This is a genomic window from Nitrospirota bacterium (assembly GCA_016212185.1).
Classification (GTDB): Bacteria; Nitrospirota; Thermodesulfovibrionia; order UBA6902; family DSMQ01; genus JACRGX01.
Map to the genome: position 1 here is coordinate 1 of JACRGX010000082.1, position 17,152 is coordinate 17,152.

The 17,152-nt window shown below is 42.8% G+C and carries 20 protein-coding genes and 1 rRNA gene; 13 read left to right on the plus strand and 8 right to left on the minus strand.

Going from position 1 to position 17,152, the window contains the following annotated elements; all coding sequences use genetic code 11:
• Positions 1-189: 189 nt before the first annotated feature.
• The 6 genes from HZA10_09630 to leuD all read left to right on the plus strand — a co-directional run bounded on the left by HZA10_09630 (position 190) and on the right by leuD (position 4,537).
• Positions 190-597, plus strand: coding sequence for a HEPN domain-containing protein (locus HZA10_09630; protein ID MBI5196571.1), 408 nt, complete (start codon positions 190-192; stop codon positions 595-597).
• Between the two features lie 42 nt (positions 598-639).
• On the plus strand, positions 640-1,080 hold the full coding sequence (locus tag HZA10_09635) for an MOSC domain-containing protein (GenBank protein ID MBI5196572.1): 441 nt from the start codon (positions 640-642) through the stop codon (positions 1,078-1,080).
• Between the two features lie 56 nt (positions 1,081-1,136).
• Positions 1,137-1,625 (plus strand): MogA/MoaB family molybdenum cofactor biosynthesis protein, encoded by a 489-nt coding sequence (locus HZA10_09640; GenBank protein ID MBI5196573.1) that lies wholly within the window; start codon positions 1,137-1,139, stop codon positions 1,623-1,625.
• On the plus strand, positions 1,573-2,358 hold the full coding sequence (locus HZA10_09645; GenBank protein MBI5196574.1) for a cytochrome c biogenesis protein CcdA: 786 nt from the start codon (positions 1,573-1,575) through the stop codon (positions 2,356-2,358). Before HZA10_09640 ends, HZA10_09645 begins: the two co-directional genes overlap by 53 nt.
• Positions 2,359-2,602: 244 nt before the next feature.
• Positions 2,603-3,859, plus strand: coding sequence for a 3-isopropylmalate dehydratase large subunit (gene leuC / locus HZA10_09650; GenBank protein MBI5196575.1), 1,257 nt, complete (start codon positions 2,603-2,605; stop codon positions 3,857-3,859).
• A gap of 177 nt (positions 3,860-4,036) precedes the next feature.
• Positions 4,037-4,537 (plus strand): 3-isopropylmalate dehydratase small subunit, encoded by a 501-nt coding sequence (gene leuD, locus HZA10_09655; protein ID MBI5196576.1) that lies wholly within the window; start codon positions 4,037-4,039, stop codon positions 4,535-4,537.
• Between the two features lie 6 nt (positions 4,538-4,543).
• On the opposite strand, the gene HZA10_09660 is transcribed toward leuD, so the two are convergent.
• Positions 4,544-5,194 (minus strand): nucleotidyl transferase AbiEii/AbiGii toxin family protein, encoded by a 651-nt coding sequence (locus HZA10_09660; GenBank protein ID MBI5196577.1) that lies wholly within the window; start codon positions 5,192-5,194, stop codon positions 4,544-4,546.
• Positions 5,172-5,471: a hypothetical protein gene (locus tag HZA10_09665; protein ID MBI5196578.1), complete on the minus strand. Its 300-nt coding sequence runs from the start codon at positions 5,469-5,471 to the stop codon at positions 5,172-5,174. The genes HZA10_09660 and HZA10_09665 overlap by 23 nt, the downstream gene beginning before the upstream one ends.
• A 205-nt stretch (positions 5,472-5,676) precedes the next feature.
• Here HZA10_09665 and HZA10_09670 point away from each other — a divergent pair, with 205 nt between their 5' ends.
• The 6 genes from HZA10_09670 to HZA10_09695 all read left to right on the plus strand — a co-directional run bounded on the left by HZA10_09670 (position 5,677) and on the right by HZA10_09695 (position 9,478).
• On the plus strand, positions 5,677-6,186 hold the full coding sequence (locus tag HZA10_09670; GenBank protein MBI5196579.1) for a hypothetical protein: 510 nt from the start codon (positions 5,677-5,679) through the stop codon (positions 6,184-6,186).
• 310 nt (positions 6,187-6,496) lie between these two features.
• Positions 6,497-7,828, plus strand: coding sequence for an ATP-binding protein (locus tag HZA10_09675; GenBank protein MBI5196580.1), 1,332 nt, complete (start codon positions 6,497-6,499; stop codon positions 7,826-7,828).
• Between the two features lie 180 nt (positions 7,829-8,008).
• On the plus strand, positions 8,009-8,221 hold the full coding sequence (locus tag HZA10_09680) for a type II toxin-antitoxin system VapB family antitoxin (GenBank protein MBI5196581.1): 213 nt from the start codon (positions 8,009-8,011) through the stop codon (positions 8,219-8,221).
• Positions 8,208-8,621, plus strand: a complete 414-nt coding sequence (locus tag HZA10_09685; protein ID MBI5196582.1) for a PIN domain nuclease — start codon at positions 8,208-8,210, stop codon at positions 8,619-8,621. Before HZA10_09680 ends, HZA10_09685 begins: the two co-directional genes overlap by 14 nt.
• 159 nt (positions 8,622-8,780) lie before the next feature.
• A complete protein-coding gene (locus tag HZA10_09690) occupies positions 8,781-9,008 on the plus strand; it encodes an AbrB/MazE/SpoVT family DNA-binding domain-containing protein (protein ID MBI5196583.1) in 228 nt (75 codons plus the stop codon).
• The gene (locus HZA10_09695) at positions 9,005-9,478 is read left to right on the plus strand and encodes a type II toxin-antitoxin system VapC family toxin (protein ID MBI5196584.1); all 474 of its coding nucleotides are present in this window, start codon (positions 9,005-9,007) and stop codon (positions 9,476-9,478) included. The genes HZA10_09690 and HZA10_09695 overlap by 4 nt, the downstream gene beginning before the upstream one ends.
• 103 nt (positions 9,479-9,581) lie before the next feature.
• On the opposite strand, the gene HZA10_09700 is transcribed toward HZA10_09695, so the two are convergent.
• The 6 genes from HZA10_09700 to hrcA form a co-directional block, all read right to left on the minus strand.
• On the minus strand, positions 9,582-10,262 hold the full coding sequence (locus HZA10_09700; GenBank protein ID MBI5196585.1) for a cytochrome c3 family protein: 681 nt from the start codon (positions 10,260-10,262) through the stop codon (positions 9,582-9,584).
• A gap of 180 nt (positions 10,263-10,442) precedes the next feature.
• Complete coding sequence (locus tag HZA10_09705; GenBank protein ID MBI5196586.1) at positions 10,443-11,210, minus strand: 16S rRNA (uracil(1498)-N(3))-methyltransferase; 768 nt, start codon at positions 11,208-11,210, stop codon at positions 10,443-10,445.
• 220 nt (positions 11,211-11,430) lie between these two features.
• Entirely contained in the window at positions 11,431-12,546 is a 1,116-nt protein-coding gene (dnaJ, locus tag HZA10_09710) for a molecular chaperone DnaJ (GenBank protein ID MBI5196587.1), read from the minus strand.
• Positions 12,547-12,630: 84 nt separating this feature from the next.
• Positions 12,631-14,547, minus strand: a complete 1,917-nt coding sequence (gene dnaK, locus HZA10_09715; GenBank protein MBI5196588.1) for a molecular chaperone DnaK — start codon at positions 14,545-14,547, stop codon at positions 12,631-12,633.
• A 94-nt stretch (positions 14,548-14,641) separates the two neighbouring features.
• On the minus strand, positions 14,642-15,238 hold the full coding sequence (gene grpE / locus HZA10_09720; protein ID MBI5196589.1) for a nucleotide exchange factor GrpE: 597 nt from the start codon (positions 15,236-15,238) through the stop codon (positions 14,642-14,644).
• Positions 15,239-15,253: 15 nt separating this feature from the next.
• Positions 15,254-16,291: a heat-inducible transcription repressor HrcA gene (gene hrcA / locus HZA10_09725; protein ID MBI5196590.1), complete on the minus strand. Its 1,038-nt coding sequence runs from the start codon at positions 16,289-16,291 to the stop codon at positions 15,254-15,256.
• 439 nt (positions 16,292-16,730) lie between these two features.
• Between hrcA and HZA10_09730 the strand changes: the two genes are divergently transcribed.
• Positions 16,731-17,152, plus strand: a 16S ribosomal RNA gene (locus tag HZA10_09730); the annotation flags it as partial.

The window sequence follows — 17,152 nt, forward strand, 5'->3', positions numbered from 1 at the left end:
AAGATGAACAAAGCAAAAAGAAACTGGAGCCTAAAATAGAAAATTTATCAAATGCATGTTTTGAGGCATACGGGAATAGATTAGCTCCGTATATCTTAACGGAACAGGAGATGAAACAAAAGAAAAATTTGAAGATTATCTTTGAAATTAACAGAGGAATGGAAATCTTTCCGAAAAAAAGGATAAACCATGACGCCTAAATTCAAAACAAGGGACGTTGCAAAGTCATTATACACGAACTATCTTAAGCGCGCTGAGGAATGCCTCCACGCAGCAAAAATTTCTTTTGATCACTCAGAGTGGAATGCAGCTACTATTAACGCTATTCATTCCTGTATTGCAGGATGCGATGCTATGTGTGTGTATTTTTTAGGCAAGCGTAATGCAGGAGAGAATCATAATGATGCCATAACTCTTTTCAAAACCATTAGAGTGGATGACGAAGGAATAAATACAAATGCAAATAGAATCGTTAGAATCCTCCGCATTAAAAACATGGCTGAATACGAAGAAAGATTGGTTTATAGATCTGAAGCCGAAAAGGTTTTAAAAGACTGCGAAAGATTTTTTGAATATGTCAAAAAAGAAATGCCATAATTACCAACCGTACTGGTACATGTGATAAAATAATGACAATGTATGAGCGCTAAAATTGTTTCAATAAACATAAGCGACAAAAAGGGCGTAAGGAAAAAGCCTGTTGACGAGGCTTTTTTAAGAGAGAATTACGGGATTGAAAACGACGGCCACGCATCTGATAAATGGCACAGGCAGGTGAGCCTGCTGGCAATGGAAAGCATAAAAAAGATGCAGGCCATGGGGCTTAAAGTGGGCCCCGGTGATTTTGCAGAGAATATAACGACTGAAGGCATAGACCTTCTGAGCCTTCCAATCGGCACAAGGATTTTTGCCGGTCAGAATTCAGAACTTGAAGTGAGCCAGATAGGCAAGGTATGCCATACGCGCTGCGAGATTTACAATCAGGCAGGCGACTGCGTGATGCCTAAAGAAGGAATTTTTGCTAAAGTAATAAAAGGCGGCATTATTAAAAAAGGAGATAAGATAGTAATTAGGGATTAGGAGTTAGGGATTAGCTGAAAAAACAAATCCCCAATCTCCAATCCCCAATCCCCGAAATGATTACCGTTGCTGTTTTGACATTAAGCGATAAGGGCTCAAAGGGCAGGCGCAAGGACACGAGCGGGCCTGCAATTGCCGTAATGGTTAAAAAAATAAAGGCTAAGGTTATAAGTTATGAAATCCTGCCTGATGAAAAGGCGCTGATAAAGAAAAGGCTTATTTCTTTATGCAATAAAGCGGACCTCATACTTACCACCGGGGGCACAGGGCTTTCGCCGAGGGATGTGACGCCTGAGGCAACGCTTGAGGTCATAACGCGCGAGATACCGGGCATTGCAGAGGCGATGCGTTTTAAAAGTTTGAAAAAAACTCCCTGTGCAATGATTTCAAGGGTGGTTGCAGGCGTGCGCGGCCGGACACTTATAATTAATCTCCCCGGCAGTTTAAAGGGCGCAAAAGAAAACCTTGAGGTAATTCTTCCGGCGCTTCCCCATGCCATTGAAAAAATCAAGGGGAGCAAAAAGGAGTGTGCAGGCATTGTTTAAGATTTGTTATCTTGGAGCTTTTTTAGGCGGGGTGCTTTCATTTCTTTCACCGTGCGTGCTTCCGCTTCTGCCCTCATATGTATCTTACATCACGGGCATTTCCTTTGAAGATCTTAAGGCAGGCGACAAAAAACTCATAAGAAAACTCACTGCGATAAATTCCCTTTCATTTATTGCAGGATTTTCCTTTGTATTTGTCATGCTCGGCGTCTTCTCATCATACTTAGGCCGAGTGTTTGCCCTTTATTATGATGTGATAAAAACAGTCGGCGGGTTTATAATTATCTTCTTCGGGCTTTATGTGATGGGGGTTTTTAAGATTGGTTTTCTGTCAATGGATAAGAGGGTGCATCTTAAGTCCAAACCGAGGGGCGCCGCAGGTTCGTTTGTAATAGGCCTGAGTTTTGCAAGCGGATGGACTCCGTGCATCGGCCCCATACTTGCGTCAATCCTTGTGGTTGCAGGCACCACAGGCTCAGCATTTTACGGATTCAAATTATTGCTGATATATTCCGCAGGGCTTGCCATACCTTTTTTCATAACATCAATGGCAATAAACACATTTCTGAGCCACTACCGCGGCATACAGAAATATATGAAAGCGATAATGATTTTAAGCGGATTGCTTTTAATCGGGTTCGGCGTATTGCTTCTGACAGGGGAAGTTACTTCCTTAATGAGCCTTGTGCCGCAGGGCTTGGAGATTGAGCCCGGCAAGGGTATCTGCAAATAGATTGTAGTGATTTGTATGCAGATATGGATGCCTTCTAAATTCTTAGAAACGCAACCTGCCTGCCGGCAATTATTAGATGCCATGTTGCAAACTGTTAAGCTTTTTTTAAATCAATTAAAAAACAAGGCAACATGGCTTTAAATGTGTTGCTTCTAAGCATTTCTCAAGCATCCATATCTGCTAATTGACTAAAATTAGCTGTATCTTGTAGTATTTTCATTACGCTTATTTTCAGGAGGGGCTTTTGACAATTACGGAAAAAATCCTTGCAGTGCATGCAGGCAAAAAAGAGGTTTTGCCAGGTGAATTAATCAACGCAAAGGTGGACCTGGTCCTTGCCAATGACATAACTGCGCCCATAGCAATCACCGAATTTAAAAAAACAGGGGCCAAGGACGTATTTAATAAAGACAGGGTTGCGCTTATCCCGGATCACTTTGCGCCTCAGAAGGACATCAAGGCGGCTGAACAGTGCAAGATGCTCAGGGACTTCTCAAGGGAATATGGCCTCAAGCTTTATTTTGAGGTCGGCAGGATGGGCGTTGAGCATGCGCTTTTGCCTGAGCAGGGGCTTGTTGTGCCCGGGGATTTAATCATAGGCGCAGACAGCCATACATGCACATACGGCGCGCTCGGCGCATTTGCCACAGGCGTTGGTTCAACAGATGTTGCATCTGCCATGGCAACCGGTGAATGCTGGTTTAAGGTGCCTGAATCAATGAAGTTCATATATTACGGAAAACTCAATAAATGGGTCAGCGGAAAAGACCTTATACTTTATACAATCGGCGACATAGGCGTTGACGGCGCGCTTTACAGGGCAATGGAATTTGAAGGCGAGACAATAAAAAATATGCCCATCCACGCAAGGCTTACGATGTGCAATATGGCAATAGAGGCCGGAGGCAAAAACGGCATCATCGTCCCTGATGAGATAACTGAACAGTATGCAAAAGGCAGGGCAAAGAGGGAGTATAAAATTTACGCCTCTGATAAGAATGCAAAATATGCTGAAGTGAAGGAGTATGACTGTTCTAAGATACCGCTTACTGTATCATGCCCGCACCTTCCTTCAAATACAAAGCCTGCGGCAGAGCTTTTTGAGGTAACGATAGATCAGGTTGTTGTTGGCTCCTGCACAAACGGCAGGATTGAGGATTTGAGAGAGGCGGCAGAGGTCATAAAAGGCAAAAAAGTAAATCCGAATGTGAGGATGATAGTCATTCCTGCAACGCAGAAGATTTATCTTCAGGCGGTTAAAGAAGGCTTGGCTGAGATATTTGTAAATGCAGAGGCGGTATTTTCAACGCCGACCTGCGGGCCCTGCCTCGGCGGTCACATGGGAATCCTTGCAAAAGGCGAGAAGGCGATTGCAACGACAAACAGGAATTTCGTAGGCAGGATGGGACACCCTGAGAGCGAGGTTTATCTTTCAAACCCTGCGGTTGCCGCCGCATCAGCGATAAAAGGAAGAATAGCCGTTCCTGAGGAGGTAGGATAAAATGAGACCACAGAGCGCACAGAGAAAGACAAAACTGAAATTAGCCACAGATTACACAGATTAACACAGATTTTTTTTAGAAGTATTTTTTTAATTTGTATTTTCTGCGAAATCTGCGGATAAATTTTATTATTCTCTGTGGTTAAATTTTCTTGTGGTTAATCTTTTGGAGGTAAGATGATTTTAAAGGGCAGGGTCTGGAAATTCGGGGACAACATCGACACAGACGCCATAATACCGGCGCGTTATTTAAATACCTCAGACCCCAAAGAACTTGCAAGGCACGTGATGGAGGATGCCGATAAGGAATTCCCGAACAAGGTAAAGCCCAGCGATATGATAACCGGAGGGGCAAATTTCGGCTGCGGCTCATCAAGAGAGCATGCACCCATAGCAATAAAGGCGTTAGGCCTGCAGGCCGTTGTTGCAAAAAGCTTTGCGCGGATATTTTACAGGAACGCGTTTAATATCGGGCTTCCGATATTTGAATCTGATGATGCGTCTGATAAAATTAAACAAGGCGATGTCATTGAGATAGACGCTGATAAAGGCATAATCAAAAACATTACAAAAAACGAGCAGTACACCTCAAAACCCATTCCCCCATTTATGCAGGAATTAATCTCCGCAGGCGGGCTTATTGAATGGACCAAGAAAAAACTCCGCTCTTCAAAATAACCGGTCTTATATTTTCCCTTCAATAATAGCCAGCGAAAGTTTATTTAGAAAATGCTTTATTGATTCGCTTGAAACCGGGGCTACCCATTTAACCTCAGTATCAAGGATGCTGTAGTCAAACTCCGCGAAAATCTTTGCAATAAGCAGAGGCGATATGCCGGCGGCTTTGCTCCCTGCATCTGTTAAAGCCTTTTTTATGCTTAACCCGTCATTTAACAGAAAAAAAACATCAACAATATCTTTGGGAAGCGTTCTGTCAGATACGGCAGTTATTTTATTGGCAAGAATATTTTCCTTTGAATCTATAAGACCTAGGACCGGATGATTGACCAATGCGCCGATATGCGAAGGCACATCATTAATCAGCTCAACTTTTAATTTTTCTTCGCCTACAAAAATCCTGCAAAAATTTGTATCCTTAACCGCAACCTTAATTTCTGTAAAAACATCGCCTAATTGTTTAATTTGTTTTTCCGCAATTCCCTGAAAATCAGTATGGTCATTGACAAAATAATCCAAATCATCAGAATATCTGTGATTGTAATATCCCCTTGAAAGCGTAGTTCCTCCGGTAAGATAAAAGGGGGTATCTTTAAAGACGGGGATTACTTTATCCTGAAGCGGATAAAGTATTTTATTGTAATACTCTGCAGGCAAAATCCATTCCTTCTCTTATAGATTTAACTCTTACAAACTTCTTGGCGTCACCCCAAAGAGCGCAAATTTTTTGCGGCGTAATAATCTTCACAATATCAAACCAGTTCACGCTCTCAAGCAGTCTCGCAACGCAAAACGCCCTGTCAGGCCATTTTTTAACACTCCTGCCCTCAATGATGTCAAGAAACTCTTCAGGCGTAAGATTCAAATCCCACAGCGCCTGAGAAATAATGCTTTTTTCCTCTTTAGTTAACTGCCTCTTAGTCATTTCTGTCATAAGACTATTATACCCTAATTATAGTTTTGTGTAATGTGGATGCCATATCAAAATTCCATTCCCAGAAGTTTAATCAGTGTTTTCTTGACAACAGCCTTTTCTTCGCCATATAATGCGGAGGGATATAGGAACGCTTAAAAGTAACTATTGGCCTTAAGAAATTATTATGCGATTTTAGACGCATGCATTACATAATGGATTAACTATGACTGATGACAATAATACGATAAAGGATCCAGAGCCAGAAGCTCTGCGAGTTCAACTGAGTGAACTTAATAATCGATCCCGCTGGTATAGTGCGGAATTATGGCAGATTCCATTTGTTTATCTTGGACTTACAGGACTGACAATAGTCCAAGTTGCAGATAAGACACCCAAACATCTTGGATTGTCTTTTATAACAGCAGCAGTTTTTGGAGTATTTGTTATTATTCACATGTTCAAGATTCGAAAACATGAGACCAGAGCTGTTGAGCATCTAAAGAAAACGGAAACTGCTCTTCATCTTCCACCTACAGCAAAATCAAGTTCTGGACCAACAATATTTCAAGTTGCAGTTTTCCTTGCAGTTATAGCTTTTGCATTTATCGGGATATACTTGTTCTTTAATGAACGATGTGACAAATCAACAATACAACAAAAAACAACTACTGGAATGAACAATACAAATGAAAAGCTATCTTTACCCAAGGATAATGTTTTAAGAAGTAAATAAAAAGGCTAACCTGACGCTGTAATAGAGGGGAATACAGGCTCCACCGCCACATTTAAAAAATCATTCTTCGTTTTAAGAATGCCTGAAAAATTTTTTAGGCGGCATGGTAGCTTTTACCGATTACTGTAAAATCTTTGATTTTTTCTTTTTTGAGTTTTTCCCTTACATCCTCAAATCTGGCGATTACTTCAGGTGTATAAAGCCTCTCACCGCAATGCAGGCAGACTTCTGGATTAACCTTGTATTTTAGCCAAAATGATGCTATAATTACCCCATATATTAGCCAAATACTGGCTAAAAGGGGACAATAGTGCACAGGGACATTGAGAAAGAATTAATTTCATGGAAATCGCAAAAAGAGCGGTATCCTTTAATAATCAGAGGCGCCAGACAGGTAGGCAAAAGTTACCTTGTTGAAACATTCGGTAAAACCCATTTTCAAAATATTGCCGTGGTTAATTTTGAATTTCAGCCTCAGTTGAAAGATTGTTTTCAATCTTTAGACCCGTTTGAAATTATCAACAAGCTCCAGTTGCTTCTCGGCGTACAAATTAAAGAAGATAATACTCTGCTATTTTTGGATGAGATACAGGAATGTCCACGGGCAATAATGTCTCTAAGATACTTTAAGGAGAAAATGCCTAAAATGGCTGTGATAGCGGCCGGCTCACTTCTTGAATTTGCCTTGAGAAGTCCTGATTTTAAGATGCCGGTGGGAAGAATTCACTTCCTTTATTTAGAGCCGTTGTCTTTTTCTGAATATCTTGATGCTGTCGGCAGCCAAAAATTAAGGAATTTCCTCTCGGAAGTTGAATTAACTGCTTCAATAGACGATGTTATTCATAAAAAACTCCTTGAACTGCTTCGCAGTTATCTCATTGTCGGCGGAATGCCTGCAGTGCTGAAAGAATATTTGCCAGGTAAAGATTTGATGAATTGCCAAAGGATTCAGACAGGGCTTTTACAGACATATAGAAGTGATTTTGGAAAGTATGCAAAGATTTCTCAACACATAAATTTGCAAAAACTATTTGATACCGCGCCCCGCTTAGTCGGGCAAAGGATAAAATATTCAAACATTGACCCGAATACCCGTTCAAGAGACTTGAAAAATGCCTTAAACTTGCTGACTCTTGCCGGGATAATTAAACCAATATATTTAACAAAGGCTTCGGGACTGCCGCTCGGAGCACAGATAAATGAACAAAAATTCAAATTGAATTTCCTTGATACCGGGCTGATGCAAAATTCCTGTGGATTACAGGGGCAATTAAGCGTTGAAAAAAATTTAATGCAAATAAACGCAGGTTCTGTGGCTGAGCAGTTTGTTGGACAGGAATTAACAGCATATTCCGATAAACATCAGCAGAGCAGCCTTTATTTTTGGGCGAGGGAGAAAAAAAACAGCATGGCAGAAGTTGATTATGTCATAAATATCGGCTCAAATATTTTTCCTGTAGAAGTAAAATCCGGCAAAGAAGGCAGGCTTAAATCATTAAGAATGTTTCTTGAGGAGAAAAAATCAAAGTTAGGAATACGTTTCTCACAGGATAAATTATCCTACCATGACAAAATACTTTCTATCCCGCTTTATATGATTGAACAACTGCCGAGATTCATAAAAAGTATTTTAAGGACATAAAAATTATCTTCATTCAAGAATAAAGAGAGGTTGTGGATTGTGCGCTTTAACATACAGAAAATACAACGTTAAATATTTATATTGGGAAGCACAAGCTTCATTATGGAGGGGAAGGGGTCCTGATAGGCTTTGAAATCATACACATAATATGGTATATTTTATGTGTAAGGAGGGAATACAATGACAACACGGACAAACATTATGCTGGATGACGATATGGTTGATGAAGCAAAGAAATTAACTTCATTCAGGACCAAAAGAGAGGTTGTGGATTTTGCGCTTAGAGAGCTTGTAAAACAGTTAAAAAAGAAGAAACTGCTTGCAATAAGGCACAAAGGAATGTGGCAGGGCGACCTTGCAAAATGGAGGAGTAAAAGGATTGATATTAATTGATACGAGCGCCTTTATTGAATTTCTGAACAAGACAGGCTCACCGTTTGACAAGGAAATTGAATCTCTTATAAGCAACAATGAAGACACCGCTATTTCAGATATTGTTTTAACCGAAGTGCTGCAGGGGATAAAGGACGATAAAGACTATATTGAAGTTAAGCAATCGCTGCTTTCTTTTTCTGTTTATTCGCTGAAAAATATGGATTCCTTTATTGCCGTCGCAGACCTTTATAGAAAATGCAGGAAAACAGGTCATACAATACGGAATACTATTGACCTGCTGATTGCTCAAATTGCATTAGAAAATAATTTAACTATTTTGCATAACGACAGGGATTTTGACACGCTGGCTGATATATGTAAGCTTAAGATTTACAAACTGCCTCCGCTGAAAAAATGAAATATCCCAATGGTGATACTTTCACCCTTAAATGCAGATAGATGAGATGGTCAATGATATCTACAACCTCACACGCCGCTCCCATAGAACTTGACAACCCCCTCGGTATTCCTTACAATTAAGGTAAGGAGATTAAATCCTTACTTTTGGAGGTGTGGGATGATAGTTGCAAAGGTGACGACTAAGGGGCAGATAACGATACCCAGAAAGGTCAGGGAAAGGCTCGGGGTGCGTCCCGGAGAGGGTGTCGGGTTTGAAGAAAAAAACGGCGTAGTTTATATAAAAAAGGCGCTTACGAAATCTCCTTTTGACAAATGGGTGGGAACGCTCAGGCATAGAAAAGGACAAAAGACTGATGATATAGTGAAGGCTTTGAGGGGCGAATGACCTCGGCTGTTGACACCAATATCCTTCTTGATATTTTAATCCCCGGTCAATCCCGCGTGGAAGAGTCCAAAAGACTGCTGGAACTTTATCTTGCAAAGGGCAGGCTTGTAATATGTGAAATTGTCTATGCCGAGCTTGCCTCTCAGTTTTTATCGGCGCAGGATTTAAACCGTTTCCTTGCGGAAACAGGGATCCGGCTTGTCAGCTCAAATGAAAAAGCTCTGTATATTGCGGGAGGAAAGTGGGTTGAATATTCCAAAAAGAAAAGCCCCATGCAATGTTTTCATTGCGGCAGACACCTGAAGCTCTCATGTCCGCACTGTGCATCTGTAATATTGACACGGCAAAGGGTGCTTAGTGATTTTATTATCGGCGCTCATGCGCTGGTGCACGCGGATATTTTGCTTTCAAGGGACCGGGGCGTTTATAAAACATATTTCAGCGGGCTGAAAATTGCAGAAAATTCTTAAACTTTACGTCTTGATTTTTTCAGTAAACACCTTTGTTGCTTTGAGTACGCTTTTAACGGTATCAACATGATAAAGCAGACCTCTGTAATAGCCTGCGGTTACTTTATTTTTTATGACATGCCAGGCACAGTTCACTATTACTATTGGAGGCCCTTAACAATGGTGGATATGTACCATCATGCGGATTATGACAGCTTGCACATTCGACCTGATTCGCAGGGGCGCCTGTAGAAACGTTAAATAATCTTATCGTGTTTGCTGCATACGGATCCTTTGCCCAGCGGAAGTCATTTGTCTCTTGATCTGCACCCGGATAATCTATTGAGATTGGATGGTCATCACTAAGGTCTGTGCCGATATAAGAACCTGGTGGATAAGCAGGTATATGGTTATTAATTTGCCACTCCCAACCTGAGGGAGAGCCGCCGCCGCTGCCTGGCTTATTAAGCAATGCATCAAATGCCACTGTGCCGTCATGACAGCTTAGACATACCAGCGATATTCCCTGAGGGCTCCATGCTATCGGGGAATCCAAGGTCGGAGAATTATACATATTGTAAGGTCCAGCTGGATTTATTCTGTTCCATAGAGGAGCAGTGGTAGAGCCGCCGTGCGGGGTATGGCAGAATATACAGATTTCAGTTGTGCTTACGGTCTTATATGAGCCTGTACCGCTTGCGCTGAGATTGTGTTTTGTATTGGCTACATTGTCACCTGCATAAAGGGCATAACCGGCCCCCATAACAAGAGAAAGAAACAATCCTGTAGTCAATATTATTTTCATTTTTAAAATCATTCTTCGTTAGGAATTTTCTGCAAAAAAGAATCATAATAAATCAAATACTAATTGTCAAGAATAGGGGATGTGGCATATTTCATAGGTTATTTTTTTCCCGCGCCTCTTCAATTCTTCCGGCAGACGAGCAGTACCTCGTCCACATTTTCGGTGTCAATTATCAGAGACTTACCCCGCATCTCCCATCTCATATTGAAGAATACTCATCGCAGTTATCGCCGCTGTTTCTGTGCGGAGGATCCTTGGTCCTAAGGATGCAGGGATAACACCGCTATTAATTGCCAAAGTTACTTCCTCATGGGAAAATCCGCCTTCAGGGCCGATGAGAATGGCGATATCTGTGCAGTCTTTAAAATTTTTTAAAACTTTTTTAAGGGTCTGATTTTTTTCTGTCTCGGAAAAGATGATACCGAAACTGTTTTTGAGATTGCTTCGTCCCGATATGTCGGGACTCGCAATGACAGTTTCATGTTTACCGAGGAATTCATTAAGGCTGACCGGAGATTCAATCTCAGGTATTTTTTCCCTGCCTGACTGCTGTGCGGCTGAGAGCGCAATCTTTCTCCAGCGTTCAAGCTTTCCTGTTTCCCTTACTTCTGCATGCTCGGTAATCAGGGGGATTATTTTTTTTACGCCGAGCTCTGTTGATTTCTGGATTATTAAATCCATTTTTTCGCCCTTTGGAAGGCCCTGAGCCAGCGTGATTGAAATTGGGGATTCAGCAGAATAAAGTTCTTCTTTGATTTTTTCAGCGAGGACTTCTTTTTTATGGACCTGAATAATCCTGCATGTATATCTGCGCCCTGCGCCGTCAAGTATTGTAATGGTTTCACCGGGTGTTACGCGCAGCACCAACGACAGGTAGCGCGCCTGCTCACCGGTGATTTTTATTTGATTTGAGGCAAGCTCTTCCGGTGGGAGAAAAATGCGTGTCATAAGCTTAGAAAATAGAACAAGGCAGGTGTTGCAAAAAATTTATTTTTTGATACCTAAATGTACTTTTAACTGATGGCTTGTGGAATGTTTTATTAGATGTAACTAATAAAGATAATTTCAAGATTTTATCAAGTTAAATAAATTTTTGAGTAATTCCTGTCTTGTTCTCACCTATCACCTGTATTATTCAGGTCAGTTCCTGCCTTGTTCCTACCTATTGCTACTTCGCCTGTTCTTTGCCGAACAAATCCTTTACTTTATCCATGAACCCCTTTGATGCATCCTCGCCGCTTATCTCTGCAAATTCTTCAAGCAGTTCTCTCTGGCGCGGGGTAAGTTTTTTAGGCACATCTACAAAAATGGTGATGAACTGGTCGCCCTTGCCATAGCCGCCAAGTTTTGGAACCCCCTTGCTTTTTAAATGAAAGACCCTGCCCGAAGGCGTGCCTGCGGGAACTTTTATAAATGCCTTTCCGTCCATTGTCGGCACCTCAATCTCAGCGCCGAGCGCAGCCTGCGTGAATGACACCGGCACTTCGCACATAAGGTCATTGCCTTTTCTTTTGAAAAACGGATGGTCCGCCACATGGAGCACCACATACAAGTCTCCGTAAGGTCCTCCCAGACTTCCGGCCTCTCCTTCACCGGTGACCCTGAGCCTGACTCCTGTATCAACGCCCGGCGGAACTTTAATGGAAACCCTTTTTTTCTTTCTCGTCTTGCCTTCGCCCCTGCATTCTTTGCACGGGTCGGTGATTACCTTGCCGGTGCCTTTGCAATGACCGCAGGTCTTTGAGATTGAGAAAAATCCCTGCTGAAGCCGTACATGCCCTGCGCCTTTACAGGAATGGCATGTTGCAATGCCTTTGCCTTCTTTAGCGCCTGTGCCTCTGCAGGCTGTGCATGTTTCCCATCTGGGGATGTCAATTGTTTTTTCCGCGCCAAAGACTGCCTCTTTCAGGTCTAATTCAAGGTCATATCTGAGGTCAGAGCCCTTTTGCGGACGCGCCCTCCTTCTCCCTCCGCCAAACTGGCCTCCGAAGAAGTCTTCAAATATATCCCCGAATGCATCCCCGAATGCAGATGAAAAATCGCCGAAACCCGCGCCTCCCATGCCCATGCCTTCGGTAGCGCCAAAATTATCATAATTAGCCCGCTTCTGCGGGTCGCTCAGGCATGTGTAAGACTCGTTTATCTCCTTGAATTTATCCTCGCAGGCCTTGTCCCCGGGATTTCTGTCAGGATGGTATTTAAGCGCAAGCTGGCGGTATGCCTTTTTAAGTTCGGCATCTGTTGCGTTTCTGTCAACGCCTAATATTTGGTAGTAGTCTTTCATATTGCTCAGAGGCACAAAGGGGCAAAGGCAACAAGCACAAAGCATTTACTCTGTGCCTTTGTGCCATAGTGCCTTCATAGTTTTTTAGTTATCTTTTTTATCCACGTCCTCAAATTCTGCTTCAACCACGTCTTCTTTTTCCTTTGGTTTTTCTTCTGAAGGCTGAGGGCCGCCTGCCTGCTGTGCGCCTTCGCCCTGTGTTTTATAGATATGTTCGGCAAGCTTGTGTGAGGCCGTGCTTAATTCCTCAATTGCCTTTATAAGCTCCTCGGGCTCGCTTGTCGTGTCCTTTAACTTCTTGCATTTTTCAACGGCCTCTTCAATTTTTTGCTTATCCGCGAGGGTGATTTTATCTCCGTATTCGCGCAGTGATTTTTCAACCGTATATATAAGCGTGTCCGCCTCGTTTCTTTTTTCTGCAAGCTGGCGTTTTTTGTGGTCTTCTGCGCTGTGCGCCTCTGCGTCTTTTGTCATTTTTTTGATTTCTTCTTCTGTAAGTCCGCTTGAGGCGGTTATCCTGATGGACTGCTCCTTCCCTGTGCCTAAGTCTTTTGCTGCCACATGGAGGATGCCGTTTGCGTCAATGTCAAAAGTGACTTCTATCTGAGGGAGGCCGCGGGGCGCAGGCGGTATCCCGACGAGTTCAAAAAGCCCGAGCACCTTGTTGTCCGCCGCCATTTCCCTTTCTCCCTGGCATACCTTGATTGTAACTGCCGGCTGATTGTCAGAGGCGGTTGAAAATACCTGGCTCTTTTTTGTCGGTATGGTGGTGTTCCGTTCAATGAGTTTTGTAAAGATGCCGCCTAATGTTTCAATGCCCAAAGACAGGGGTGTTACATCAAGCAGAAGAACTTCTTTAACCTCTCCTCTTAAGACGCCTGCCTGAATTGCGGCGCCGGCAGCGACAACTTCATCAGGGTTAACGCCTTTATGAGGCTCTTTGCCGAAAAATTCCTGCACCACCTGCTGAACCTTCGGCGTCCGTATCTGTCCGCCTACGAGTATTACCTCATTTATATCTTTTGCGCTCAGCCCTGCGTCAGCCAATGCCTTTTTGCACGGCTCAATCGTTTTTTGTATCAGGTCGTCAACAAGCTGTTCAAACTTTGCCCTTGTCAGTTTCATCAATAAATGTTTGGGACCTGTAGCATCGGCAGTGATAAACGGAAGGTTTATCTCAGTTTCCATTGCCGAGGATAATTCTATCTTTGCTTTTTCAGCGGTCTCCTTCAATCTCTGAAGCGCCATCTTGTCTTTGCTCAAGTCAATGCCCTGCTCTTTTTTAAATTCTGCAACCAGCCAATCCATCACGCGATTGTCAAAATCATCTCCGCCTAAGTATGTGTCGCCGTTTGTGGATTTGACTTCAACAACGCCCTGCCCTATTTCTAAGATTGAGATGTCAAAGGTTCCGCCACCAAGGTCATAGACAGCAATCTTTTCGTCTTTTTTCTTATCTATTCCATAAGCAAGCGACGCGGCAGTCGGCTCGTTGATTATCCGAAGGACATTAAGCCCGGCAATCCGGCCTGCATCTTTTGTCGCCTGCCTCTGGCTGTCATTAAAATACGCCGGCACTGTTATGACCGCCTCGGTCACTGCTTCTCCTAGATAATCCTCTGCGGCCTGTTTTAATTTCTGGAGTATCATTGCAGATATCTCGGGAGGGGAGTATGCCTTGCCCCGCGCCTCTACATGCGCATCTCCGTTTGAAGCCGCTGCAATTTTGTACGGAAGCCGTTTGATTGCATTTTTGGCTTCAGCCGAGTCGTACTTCCTGCCCATCAGCCTTTTGATGGAGAAGACTGTATTTTCAGGATTTGTAATTGCCTGCCTTTTTGCAACCTGACCGACAAGCCGTTCTCCTTTTTCTGTAAATGCCACCACCGAGGGGGTTGTGCGAGTGCCCTCCTGATTGGCAATGATAGTCGGCTCGCCTGCTTGCATTATAGCAACAACAGAATTTGTTGTTCCAAGGTCTATCCCTATAACTTTACCCATATTTTATTCCTCCTATTTTTTAGTGAAAAGAAGTGTCAGTGTTCAGTGTTAGTGTCAGTAAAGGGAATAGACTGACACTAAAAAGCTGAAACTGTTAACTGTCACTATGAACTTTCTTTTTTGAGACGCCTACAAGAGCCGCCCTTAATACCCTGTCTTTATATATATACCCTTTCCTGAATTCTTTTACCACTATGTTTTCTTCGCTTTCTTCTGATTCCTCCTGCGACATTGCATGATGCACAAAAGGGTCAAAAGGCTTGCCTAACGCCTCAATGCCGGACAGGCCGGATTTTTCAAGCGCGCCTTTCATTTCCTTTAATGTCATATTTACGCCCTCTGCCAATACTGAAGATGCGGCGCTGACTTCAGCATGCTGGAGCGCCAGCTCCAGGTGGTCTATGACAGAGAGAAGTTCCTGCATAAGGTCTTCGTTTGCATACTTTATTAATTCTTCCCTGTTTTTAGCTGAGAGGCGCTTAAAATTTTCAAAATCGGCATAAAGCCTCAGATACTTATTGTTTAATTCGGCAAGCTCTTTTTTTAGGGTCTCCGTATCCTTAGGCGCCTCTTCTGCTTTCTCCTCTGTGTTCAGTGCTCTGTGTTCAGTGCTCTGTGTTCTGTGCTCTGTCTCTCCTTCATGCGGTGAGTTCATATTATTGGATGCGGCATCGTTTTTTGTATCTCCCATTTTTTGAGGCCTTCCTTAGTCAACCGATAAAATCTGTGTTAATGTTTTTGCGGTGTGGTCCACCATGGGGATGACCTGCGCATAGTCCATTCTGGTCGGACCGATTACTCCAATAGTGCCGCGCGCAGAACGCCCGTCATTGTAGGTTGCAACCACCAGGCTGAAAGCTTTCATTTCAGAGATTATGTTTTCCGAGCCGATAAAAACTTGAATACCCTCGGAGCCGGTTATTTTATCCAGCAATGTTGCAACCAGATGCTTGTCTTCTATTGCCTTAAAGATTTTTTTAATCTGGGTTATAGTTGCAAAATCAGGCAGATTGTAAGCCCCTGAAATTCCGCCTGAATACACTACGTAGTCTGTTTCCCACGCAATAGCTTTTTTGCACATTCTGAGCGCATCGGCGATGAGTTTATCGCAGATTACCTTCTCCTTTGACATCTGTGATATTATCTTTGTCTTAATTTCCCTGAGCGTAAGCCCTGTCATCTCGGAGTTAAGATACTCCGTGATTCTGCCGATATCATGGCCGGAAAGTATTTCATCCAGCGCGACAATTTTATTTTTAACTATGCCTTCCTCTGATACGAGGATGCACAGGACTTTATTCTCCCTGTATTTGATGAATTCAATCTGTTTCATGGTGATTTCCTCTATCTGAGGCGGTAATGCTACGCCGAGATAATGGGAAAATGCAGATAGCGTTTTTGCGGTATTTTCAACAAGCCTGTTGACATCTCTTTCAATTGTGCGAAGTTTTTTGGAAAGCTGCTGAAGGAATTTATTATTCGGCGATAAAGAAGATTCTTGTAATAATGCATCAACATAGAGCCTGAAGGCCTTGTCCGTAGGGACTCTGCCTGCTGAAGTATGGGGCTGGACTATATAACCCAAATCATTCAGGTCTGACATTGTGTTGCGTATTGTTGCAGGGGACAGTCCGAGCGGGAATCTCTTTGTAACCATGCGCGAACCCACAGGCCCATTAAAATCAATGTAGCTTTTTATAATGGCCCAAAGAATTTTCCTGTTTCTTTCGTTAAGTTCACCCATGACGTATTTTTATAAATGTAAATAAATTAGCACTCTATTATGCGGAGTGCTAATAAAATAACAGTAAAATATGCCCTATGTCAAGATGTCATAGTAATTGTATATTTAAGAAAAAACGCAATAAACCTGAAGATTTCCTGCATTTTTAAGAGAAAAAAGGCATTAAATGCTGAATTTGCTATAATTTCAGCCTAATCCGGCATTGACTCAGAATATAGATATGGTATGGTATTAATAAGAGCAGTAAAGCGGTTTGAAATTTGTAGTAGACAAGCAAAACTAACGTACTACAAAAACTCAAAAAGAAAAGGTACGTTGGTAGTGTCCTTTTTTTTTCTTTGACAAATATATTTTAATGTGTTTATACTATATATCTTGTTCATTTTTTAGTTCTATTGTTCTTTGATAAAAAAAGTAGGCCTGCAAGTCAATTTTCAATCTGAGAGTTTGATTCTGGCTCAGAACGAACGCTGGCGGCGCGCTTAACACATGCAAGTCGAACGGGTCTTTATTGAGTAGCAATACTTAATGAAGATTAGTGGCGAACGGGTGAGTAACACGTAGGTAACCAACCCTTAGGACAGGGATACTCCCGAGAAATCGGGCACAATACCTGATAAAATCCCGGAGTGAAAATCTTTGGGATTAAAGCCTTACGGCACCTAAGGCTGGGCCTGCGGTCCTATCAGCTAGTTGGTGAGGTAACGGCCCACCAAGGCAAAGACGGGTAGCCGGACTGAGAGGTTGATCGGCCACACTGGAACTGAGACACGGTCCAGACTCCTACGGGAGGCAGCAGTGAGGAATTTTGCGCAATGGGCGAAAGCCTGACGCAGCGACGCCGCGTGGGGGAAGAAGGCC

Coding starts and splice junctions, on each gene's coding strand:
- HZA10_09665 (MBI5196578.1), bottom strand. CDS start 5,471: ATGACAGAAATGACTAAGAGGCAGTTAACTAAAGAGGAAAAAAGCATT.
- grpE (MBI5196589.1), bottom strand. CDS start 15,238: ATGGGAGATACAAAAAACGATGCCGCATCCAATAATATGAACTCACCG.
- HZA10_09690 (MBI5196583.1), top strand. CDS start 8,781: ATGATAGTTGCAAAGGTGACGACTAAGGGGCAGATAACGATACCCAGA.
- HZA10_09630 (MBI5196571.1), top strand. CDS start 190: ATGACGCCTAAATTCAAAACAAGGGACGTTGCAAAGTCATTATACACG.
- hrcA (MBI5196590.1), bottom strand. CDS start 16,291: ATGGGTGAACTTAACGAAAGAAACAGGAAAATTCTTTGGGCCATTATA.
- leuD (MBI5196576.1), top strand. CDS start 4,037: ATGATTTTAAAGGGCAGGGTCTGGAAATTCGGGGACAACATCGACACA.
- HZA10_09670 (MBI5196579.1), top strand. CDS start 5,677: ATGACTGATGACAATAATACGATAAAGGATCCAGAGCCAGAAGCTCTG.
- HZA10_09700 (MBI5196585.1), bottom strand. CDS start 10,262: ATGAAAATAATATTGACTACAGGATTGTTTCTTTCTCTTGTTATGGGG.
- HZA10_09680 (MBI5196581.1), top strand. CDS start 8,009: ATGACAACACGGACAAACATTATGCTGGATGACGATATGGTTGATGAA.
- dnaK (MBI5196588.1), bottom strand. CDS start 14,547: ATGGGTAAAGTTATAGGGATAGACCTTGGAACAACAAATTCTGTTGTT.
- HZA10_09640 (MBI5196573.1), top strand. CDS start 1,137: ATGATTACCGTTGCTGTTTTGACATTAAGCGATAAGGGCTCAAAGGGC.
- dnaJ (MBI5196587.1), bottom strand. CDS start 12,546: ATGAAAGACTACTACCAAATATTAGGCGTTGACAGAAACGCAACAGAT.
- HZA10_09645 (MBI5196574.1), top strand. CDS start 1,573: ATGCCATTGAAAAAATCAAGGGGAGCAAAAAGGAGTGTGCAGGCATTG.
- HZA10_09695 (MBI5196584.1), top strand. CDS start 9,005: ATGACCTCGGCTGTTGACACCAATATCCTTCTTGATATTTTAATCCCC.
- HZA10_09705 (MBI5196586.1), bottom strand. CDS start 11,210: ATGACACGCATTTTTCTCCCACCGGAAGAGCTTGCCTCAAATCAAATA.
- HZA10_09635 (MBI5196572.1), top strand. CDS start 640: ATGAGCGCTAAAATTGTTTCAATAAACATAAGCGACAAAAAGGGCGTA.